Consider the following 8,261-nt stretch of genomic DNA (forward strand, 5'->3'; position numbering starts at 1 on the left):
ATGTCAGAATCACGGACCCATGCTCTGCGGCAAGCAGGGATCGTAACCCAGCGATGTCGGGGTCACCGGAGCAGGCGGCGTTGGCGGCGTTGCCCACGGGACGGCGCTGAAGTCGAAAAACTCGAGCAGATTCGGCTGTGCCGCGTCGCGATTGGTGAGATGTGCGGAAGTGCCGATAAACCTGTTCTCGACAAACTTGATGATCGCGGTGTGATCCATGGGTATGTGCGAAACGTAATGCTTGCGCGTGAACGGAGAGATGATCATGTTCGGCACGCGGAACCCAAGCTGAGCTGCAAATCCCTGCACCGCGGCAGCGTCTCCACTGTGCGCACCGGGACTATTTGGGCGCAGATCACAATGCAGCGTGTACTGGCCGGGCGCAGGCGGCAGGCAAGGATTGTAGCCGTCAGGGTTCACAGCAATCTGCGAAATGTCTGGAATCGAACTCATCGAAGCGTCTGTGTTCTGGTTCGAGTGCCCCGGAACCGGCGGAACGTGATCGTACGGGCCGCCCCCTTCGTCGTACGCGAAGAAGAACACTGAGTTCTGCCACGACGAACTCGCCATGAACGTGTTGATGATGTTCGCGACCACCGACTGTCCATTCAAAATCGACTGAGCGGAGCCCGGATGCTCATCGCTCGTGCCCGCTTCAATGAACCCAAATGCCGGGAGCGTGTTGTTCTGCAGATCCGTGAAGTACTGCGTGAGTGGTGCGATGTGGTTGGGATCGATACAGAACGAATTCGTCGAATCACCGACCACACTGGAGGGCATCGTCGTTCCCGTGCACGAGTTCGAGCTTGTCTTCGGATAGAGGAACTGGTTCGACCAGCCAAATTCCGAAAAGGTCGTTGCGGGGTAGGCGCCCGAAGTCTTCGAGTAGTAGATCTTCCAGGAAATTCCGGCATTATTCAGTTCCTGGAAAATCGTCTCCGCAACCTCCTGCCCGACGTTGTCGTCGAGACCCCGATCGTACGCCAGACCCTGCGTCGTTCCGCCCGAGAATGTCGCGATCCGGTTTAGCGTGCTCTTGCTCGATACCGGCGATAACCACCTGTCTGAGACCGCAAACTGCGAAGCCATGTAGTAGTAATAATTCAGAAAATCCTGATCGTAATAGCCCATGGCTCGCTCGCCGGTGAGGTCAGTGTAGGCGCCACCGCACTTCCCGGAGTTAGCACAGCTCTTGGCATATCCTTCGCCCGTGTGCACGAAGCCGTCCATCTTGATAGGACGCGAGGTGAGGAAGTTATACCGGTTCACGTCGCCATAGCTGGCAAGCCAGTCAGAGCTGTCATCGTCTATGCAGGTTGTGCGGAATTTGTACAGGTAGTATGTATCGCCCTCATCATCCTGGTTGCTAATTGTCGTCAGCTTGTCGTCGATTCCATCGACGTCGTAAGTCTTGCCGTCATCGCCGACGTCCCAACCGTTGCTATGACGATACGGATTCAGCATGCCAAAGTAATTGTCGAAGCTGTGATTCTCCTGCAGCATGAAGATCACATGCTGGATCGCGCTCTCGCCCGCCGATGAACCCACTGTCACCGTTGTCTCGGCGGAGGCTGTCGTTCCTTCCGCGTTGCTGGCCTCCGCCGTATACGTCGTGGTCTGCGTCGGAGTCACTAGCACTGTGCCTCCGCTGGACGGCAGCGTATAGGAACTCCCGTCCGTTCCGGTGACTGCCACCTTCGTCGCATTGCTCGCTGTAACGGTGAGTGTGTCGGAACTGCCCTGGACGATCGAGGGGTTCTGCGCCGAAATCGACACCGTCGGATTCGGTGTACTCGTTGTCACCGTGATCGTCGTCTGGGCGGAAGTGCTGCCGCTCGAGTTGGTCGCGGTCGCCGTATAGGTGGTGGTGGAAGTTGGTGCCACGGTGATTGATCCGCCGTTATAGGGCAGAGTGTATGAAGTGCCGTTCGATCCTGTCACGTGAACTGAGGCGGACTTGGATGCCGTCACCGTCAGGGTGTCGGACTGCCCGGATGAGATGCTGCTGGCACTAGCTGTGATCGAAACAACGGGACCGGAACCTGCTGTGACGGTAATCGTGGTTGCTGCTGAAGCGGTGGTACCCGACGAGCCGGTGGCCGTCGCCGTGTACGTAGTGGTGGATGATGGCGAAACGGTGATGGTCCCCCCCGTGGCCGCCAGGCTGTATGTCGAGCCGTCGGAGCCTGAGACGCCCAACGTAGCCGCATTGGTTGCGCGTACGGTCAGTGTGTCGGAACTGCCGGGGCTGATCGAGCTTTTCGATGCCGTGATCGACACCGTGGGATTCGTGCCCGAAGTCACCGTGATCGTCGTTTGCGCCGTCGTGCTGCCGCTCGAGTTCGTCGCGGTTGCCGTGTAGGTGGTCGTGGAAGTCGGGGCTACGGTGATCATTCCGCCGTTATAGGGCAGAGTGTAGGAAGTGCCGTTCGATCCCGTCACATGGATTGATGCGGCACTCGTTTCGGTCACTGTAAGGGTGTCGGTCTGTCCGGATGAAATGCTGCTGGAACTGGCTTGGATGGAGACTGTGGGAACAGATGCTGCTGCGCTGTTGGCAAACGCTGAAATCGCAAGCAAACTGACAAGGGCTGCCAGGGACGGGATCGTCTTCACGGGGGGCCTGCCTTAATGTTCGGTTGTACGGGTTGGCTTGGGAAGCGCCCGATGGAACTGGCCAGAATTATCCCTTTCGTTCGATGCAGGCGAAGCATGGATGAGTTGGCGAGGGGCGAATTTCAGGCGGGGTACCTCGGGACCATCGACCACCCAGTTCTTCGTCCCCGAAGCAACGGTGAGCAACCTGGTCCCCTCGGAACCCTCACCGCGACCGAGAACATTCTCGGCGGCGACCCGTAGAAACTGCGCCAGCCACAGCAGTTGCCGGTCGCGCGGCCGCATCTGCGCCATCGCCGACCCTCCCCCCGCTCCAAAAGACTGATGGCCGCCCCGCAAATGCGGAGCAGCCATCAGCTCTGCTGCAAGAATGAGAAAACGCTAACGCGCCGCAGCCATCGACGGACGCGTGTCCAGCGAACCGTTTGCGTAGCCCTTGGCAATTTCGGTGATCGGCATGGGTTGGTAATCGCCCGCGTGTCCGGCCTGGCCGAATTGCGTCATCCGCTGCGCCACAACCTTCTTCATGGCCTCGCGTGCCGGCTTCAGGTAATCGCGCGGATCGAACTTCTCCGGTGTCTCCGCGAATACCTTGCGGATGGCGCCGGTGATGGCGAGCCGGTTGTCGGTGTCGACGTTGATCTTGCGCACGCCGTTGCGGATGCCAAGCTGGATCTCTTCGACCGGAACGCCCCACGTCTGCTTCAGCTTGCCGCCGTACTGGTTAATAACGTCCTGCAAATCTTTAGGAACGGACGAGCTTCCGTGCATCACCAGGTGGGTGTGCGGAAGACGCTTGTGAATCGCGATCAGCACATCCATCTTCAGCACCGAGCCATCCGGCTTCTTGGTGAACTTGTAAGCGCCGTGGCTGGTGCCGATGGCGATGGCCAGCGCGTCAACGCCGGTGCGCTCCGCAAACTCGACAGCCTGGTCGGGATCGGTGATGTGCTCAAGGCCCGAACCGCCCGCTCCGTGTCCGTCTTCCACGCCGCCCAGCACGCCGATCTCGCCCTCGACCGTTACGCCGCGCTCGTGCGCATACTCGACCACCTTGCGCGTCACTTCCACGTTCTCTTCGAAGGTCGAAGGAGTCTTGCCGTCTTCCTTCAGCGATCCGTCCATCATCACCGAGGTGTAGCCCAGCACGATGGCGCTCTTGCAGGTCTCAAAGCTGTTGCCGTGATCCTGGTGCATCGCGATCGGAATCTCCGGATTCAGCTCCGCGGCGGCCTGGATCAGGCGGAAAAGATAAAGGTCTTCGGCAAACTGGCGCGCTCCGCGGCTGGCCTGCACGATCACCGGCGACTTGGTTTCTTTCGCCGCCATCATGATCGCCTGAATCTGTTCCATATCGTTGACGTTGAATGCGCCGACGCCGTATCCGCCCTTGGCGGCCTCGTCGAGAAGCTGCCGCATGGAGACTAATGGCATAGCAATTCTCCTTCTAAGGATCGTTCCGGAATTCTGCCGCCGTTACGCTTGTTGGGGCTTATCCAGCGGCGGGAACTGCAATCGTCCTTATGGTAGCAGAGAGGCGCAAGCTGAAAATGTGCCGGAAAGCACAACCTGTGCGCCCTTCGCAAACCCCCGGTAGCTCGCAATCCAAACGAAGCAAAGGACCTCTGCCGGAACCGTCGGTCTCACGAAAATGAAGGCAATGCCGCTCTCCAGCGACGTGCTTGCGGGACGCGGCTCGGCCACCCGCGACGAGGAACTTACTGCCACCTACGTCGCCAGCGAATCTGTAAGCTACGGACTGAAGCCGGCTCCCGGCATGACCGGATATCCCGCCAGCCGAAGTTCCGGATGAGGTGAGGAGAACGAAGGCGCGCCCGAAAACAGGCAGTCATAAAAATAGGCTGTCAAAAAATATGCAGTCGAAAAAAGAGGCTGTCATTCCGACCGTAGCGCAGCGGAGCGGAGGAACCCGCAGTTGCCTTTCGCACACAGTCAAAGCCGTTCCGGCAGCAAGCAAAAAGATCGCCACTAAACACGCCGGTGCGAAAGATGCCCGTTCTGCCGTTGGTCCTCTACAATCGTTTCCAATCTCACCTGCCATCAAAGCGAGGTCTCATCGTGCCAATCTTCCCACCATCGTGCATTGCAGCCGTGCTGGGCTTCTCGGCCGTTGTTGCAGCTGCCCAAGCCCCCGCCGCCCAATATCCCAACTACCCCAGCGAAACCCCGGAGCATCTGCAGCCCGTCACCTCCTCGTTCGATTTCGAACGCCGCGAAGCCATGATCCCCATGCGCGACGGTGTCCACCTGCACACCGTGATCCTCGTGCCCAAAGGCGCATCGCACGCACCCATCCTGCTCACGCGCACGCCCTACAGCGCCGACGAACTCACCACCCACGCCGCCAGCGCCCACCTCGGACCCAATCTCTACGGCTATGACAATGCAGTCGACGTCATCCTCGACGGCGGCTACATCCGCGTCATTCAGGACATTCGCGGCAAGTACGGCTCCGAAGGCGATTACGTGATGAACCGCCCCAACCGCGGGCCGCAGAACCCAACCCCCGTCGACGAATCCACCGACACCTACGACACCATCGACTGGCTCATTCACAACATCCCCGAGACCAACGGACGCGTCGGCATCCTCGGCATCTCCTACGACGGCTGGGAGCCGCTCACGGTGCTTGTTCATCCGCACCCGGCTCTCAAGGTTTCCGTTCCCATGAACCCCATGGTCGATGGCTGGATGGGCGACGACTGGTTCCACAATGGCGCCTTCCGCCAGCAGAACATGCCCTACATCTACGAGCAAACGGGCACCCGCGACAACGATCCGAAATCGAAGTGGTGGTCCGCGCACTTCGACGACTATGACGAATACATGAGTGGCGGTTCAGCCGGCGAACTCGGAAAACGTCACGGCCTTGAGCAGATCGGCTTCTGGAAGAAACTGATCGCACACCCCGCATACGATGCCTTCTGGTCCGACCAGGCCATGGACAAAGTCCTCCTGAAGGACTTCTCCGAAGAAGGAATCAAGGTGCCGATCCTGCTCGTTCATTCCCTCTGGGACCAGGAAGACATCTACGGCGCGCCGGCGGTCTACAAGGCCATCAAGCCCCTCGACAAGAACAACGACAAGGTCTTCCTTGTCCTCGGCCCCTGGCACCACGGCCAGGAGATCGAGCCTGCCGATTCCCTCGGCGCCATCCGCTTCGGCTCGGACACCGGCACATGGTTCCGCAAGAATGTCCTCACGCCATTTCTTGCCCACTATCTGAAAGACGATGCCCCGCCGATGGACATCGCGCCCGTAACCGCGTACGAGACCGGCAAAGACGAATGGCAAAAACTGCAGGCGTGGCCCACGGCTCCCGCGATGAAGCCCCTCTATCTTGAGCCCGGATTCAAGCTCAGCTTCACAGCTAACCCGGCTAACACCGCCAGCTCCGCTAACGTCGCTACCTACGACGAGTACATCTCCGACCCCGCCTGGCCCGTGCCCTTTCGCGCCCGTCCCAGCCAGCCCGTCGGCTACGTTCTTCCGCTTACCTGGCCGCAGTGGCTCGTCGACGACCAGCGCGAAGCCTCCGGCCGCACGGACGTGCTTACCTATACGTCGGATCTCCTGACCGAACCCATCCACATCACTGGACAGGCCATCGCCAATCTCGTCGCCTCCACATCCGGCACCGATTCAGACTGGGTCGTCAAGTTGATCGACGAATATCCCGATGAGGTCGCCCGCGATCCCAATCTCGGCGGCTATCAGCTCGCCATCGCCATGGACATCTTCCGCGGACGCTATCGCGAAAGCTTCTCCGACCCCAGGCCCATCGAAGCGGGCAAGCCGCTCACCTACCGCTTCGCGCTGCCGCCCACGAATCACGTCTTTCTGCCCGGCCACCGTATCATGGTGCAGGTGCAGTCCAGCTGGTTCCCGCTCTACGACCGCAATCCGCAGACCTACGTCGAAAACATCTTCTGGGCCAAACCCGGCGATTATCAGAAAGCCACGCAGCGCATCTACCACTCCCCCGACCACGCCAGCCAGATTGATCTACCAGTCGTCCAATCCAACTGAGCATCACAAAAACCGGGTGCGGATCTTCGTACGGAAAACCTTGGCCGAGCCGACGCTATCGGTAATAATATCTTTGACTGACTACGAGGGATACCTTTTGTCGAGCTCTGCAAGCCACTCATCGAGGCCTAGTTCTGCCAGACTCTGCTCAGATTCAGAGAAGTGCTCGGCCACCTGACGGATGTTCTCTGGATGCTTCTTCGCTTCTTCCATCCGAGTTTCCAGATCGCGCCCGGATACCCAACCAGAGTCTATGATGAGATTCTCCAGCAACTGCTTCTCAAACCATAGCTCCCGAATGACATTGTGCATTCGCTTATAGGAGAGCTTGATCTGGTCTAATTCCTCTTGTGTCATAGTGCCGAGAATTATATGGGCTTCCACCTCGGAGCCAAAGACTTAGCTTTGCTTATCAGCGCTTGCAGACATTTCCAGTCTTGATAAACCAAATCGGACGCACGGTCTCTAGCGTTAGCCATGCAGGATAGCGCAAGTTTAGATGGCGAAAACGAAAAATCTCCCGCCTCCCCTCTCTGGATAGCTTCTCCCATGTGAAGGTAAAGGAGATGAACAAGCAAATCAGCAGCCTGAAGTGGGGCTGTTTCTTCAGCCCGAGGGAAGAAAGGTTCGCCGAGTCGATCTCGAGAGTGCCAAGTATTGAAAGGCTTCTCGATCTCCGCGTCTTTATACATTTGCTTGAATAACTGCAAAGCATATTCAGCAAATGGACGCCCCAAGCCAAAACTGAAATGCGCTTTGCCTCCGATCGGAGCATATCCGGTGACAATTTTTATGATGTTTTGAAAGGGGCAGAAGTACGGCTTGTTGGGACACCCGCTAGTTACCAATTTCCCTGTTTTCTCGTTCAGTACAGCTCCAGTCATAAATTTTCGCTCGTCAAGAGAAAAGCGGTAGAAGTCATCGACAACAATTCCGTATGCGACGGGATAGATCTTAGGCTGCTCGCCAGCCACTCTAGCTAGTGATTCAAGCATTGGCCTACGTTTTGGGGATTTAATCAGATCTTTGGCGTGAAAATCTTTCATCGGGAATGAGTAGCGGTCTAAGGTTGCACGCCAAGCTTTTTCAAACCGCTTCATTTGCCCTGGGCCGCCGAAATATCCAGCGATAACGCAAACTTTTGCTCCATTGTGAATACCGCTCTCGTCTAGATAAGCATCAAGCATACCGATAATCTTTCTATGCCCGTCGCGGGGTCTCCCGAACGATCTCGGCAGGTGGCCCACTCATCGGTCCCAATGGCAGCACTCATGCACTCAGGGCTGTGCCCCGTTCATCGCGGTTTCATCGCGATGAGCGGGCGTTCGCCCCGAGCGGGTGGCGCCGGTCCCTTCGCCATTCCCAATCCCAAATGGGGGTGCCCCCGATCCCTCGCACTTGGGGATCGGGGATTCTCCAGATCTCACCAAACCCGTAACCGAAAACGATACTTCCGGTCAGTCCCGGGAAACGTTAGGTCCCTATCGGGACTGCCCCAACGCAACGATGGTGGATTGCCCCAGGAGTTTTTGGGGCAGTTTCGATAGGGTCGTTTGAAGTAAGTCGCTGGTGGGACGGGCGCGGTGATCTACCTA

At 58.2% G+C, this 8,261-nt stretch carries 7 protein-coding genes; 2 read left to right on the top strand and 5 right to left on the bottom strand.

Annotated elements, in window-relative coordinates; genetic code table 11:
* Nucleotides 1-9: 9 nt before the first annotated feature.
* The 3 genes from WCA10_RS05660 to WCA10_RS05670 form a co-directional block, all read right to left on the bottom strand.
* Nucleotides 10-2,616, bottom strand: a complete 2,607-nt coding sequence (locus tag WCA10_RS05660) for an alkaline phosphatase family protein (protein ID WP_472821528.1) — start codon at nucleotides 2,614-2,616, stop codon at nucleotides 10-12.
* A 12-nt stretch (nucleotides 2,617-2,628) separates the two neighbouring features.
* On the bottom strand, nucleotides 2,629-2,910 hold the full coding sequence (locus tag WCA10_RS05665) for a hypothetical protein (RefSeq protein ID WP_472821529.1): 282 nt from the start codon (nucleotides 2,908-2,910) through the stop codon (nucleotides 2,629-2,631).
* A gap of 87 nt (nucleotides 2,911-2,997) precedes the next feature.
* Nucleotides 2,998-4,050, bottom strand: a complete 1,053-nt coding sequence (locus WCA10_RS05670) for a ketose-bisphosphate aldolase (protein WP_472821530.1) — start codon at nucleotides 4,048-4,050, stop codon at nucleotides 2,998-3,000.
* A gap of 226 nt (nucleotides 4,051-4,276) precedes the next feature.
* Between WCA10_RS05670 and WCA10_RS05675 the strand changes: the two genes are divergently transcribed.
* Nucleotides 4,277-4,429 (top strand): hypothetical protein, encoded by a 153-nt coding sequence (locus tag WCA10_RS05675; protein WP_472821531.1) that lies wholly within the window; start codon nucleotides 4,277-4,279, stop codon nucleotides 4,427-4,429.
* Between the two features lie 266 nt (nucleotides 4,430-4,695).
* On the top strand, nucleotides 4,696-6,666 hold the full coding sequence (locus WCA10_RS05680) for a CocE/NonD family hydrolase (RefSeq protein ID WP_472821532.1): 1,971 nt from the start codon (nucleotides 4,696-4,698) through the stop codon (nucleotides 6,664-6,666).
* Nucleotides 6,667-6,747: 81 nt separating this feature from the next.
* On the opposite strand, the gene WCA10_RS05685 is transcribed toward WCA10_RS05680, so the two are convergent.
* Together WCA10_RS05685 and WCA10_RS05690 are read right to left on the bottom strand one after the other, a co-directional pair.
* On the bottom strand, nucleotides 6,748-7,023 hold the full coding sequence (locus tag WCA10_RS05685) for a hypothetical protein (protein WP_472821533.1): 276 nt from the start codon (nucleotides 7,021-7,023) through the stop codon (nucleotides 6,748-6,750).
* An 11-nt stretch (nucleotides 7,024-7,034) separates the two neighbouring features.
* Nucleotides 7,035-7,853, bottom strand: a complete 819-nt coding sequence (locus tag WCA10_RS05690; protein WP_472821534.1) for a DUF3800 domain-containing protein — start codon at nucleotides 7,851-7,853, stop codon at nucleotides 7,035-7,037.
* Nucleotides 7,854-8,261: the final 408 nt, after the last annotated feature.

The sequence above is a fragment of the Occallatibacter sp. genome (genome assembly GCF_049582745.1).
Lineage (GTDB): Bacteria > Acidobacteriota > Terriglobia > Terriglobales > Acidobacteriaceae > Telmatobacter.

Coding starts and splice junctions, on each gene's coding strand:
- WCA10_RS05675 (WP_472821531.1), top strand. CDS start 4,277: ATGCCGCTCTCCAGCGACGTGCTTGCGGGACGCGGCTCGGCCACCCGC.
- WCA10_RS05665 (WP_472821529.1), bottom strand. CDS start 2,910: ATGGCGCAGATGCGGCCGCGCGACCGGCAACTGCTGTGGCTGGCGCAG.
- WCA10_RS05670 (WP_472821530.1), bottom strand. CDS start 4,050: ATGCCATTAGTCTCCATGCGGCAGCTTCTCGACGAGGCCGCCAAGGGC.
- WCA10_RS05690 (WP_472821534.1), bottom strand. CDS start 7,853: ATGCTTGATGCTTATCTAGACGAGAGCGGTATTCACAATGGAGCAAAA.
- WCA10_RS05685 (WP_472821533.1), bottom strand. CDS start 7,023: ATGACACAAGAGGAATTAGACCAGATCAAGCTCTCCTATAAGCGAATG.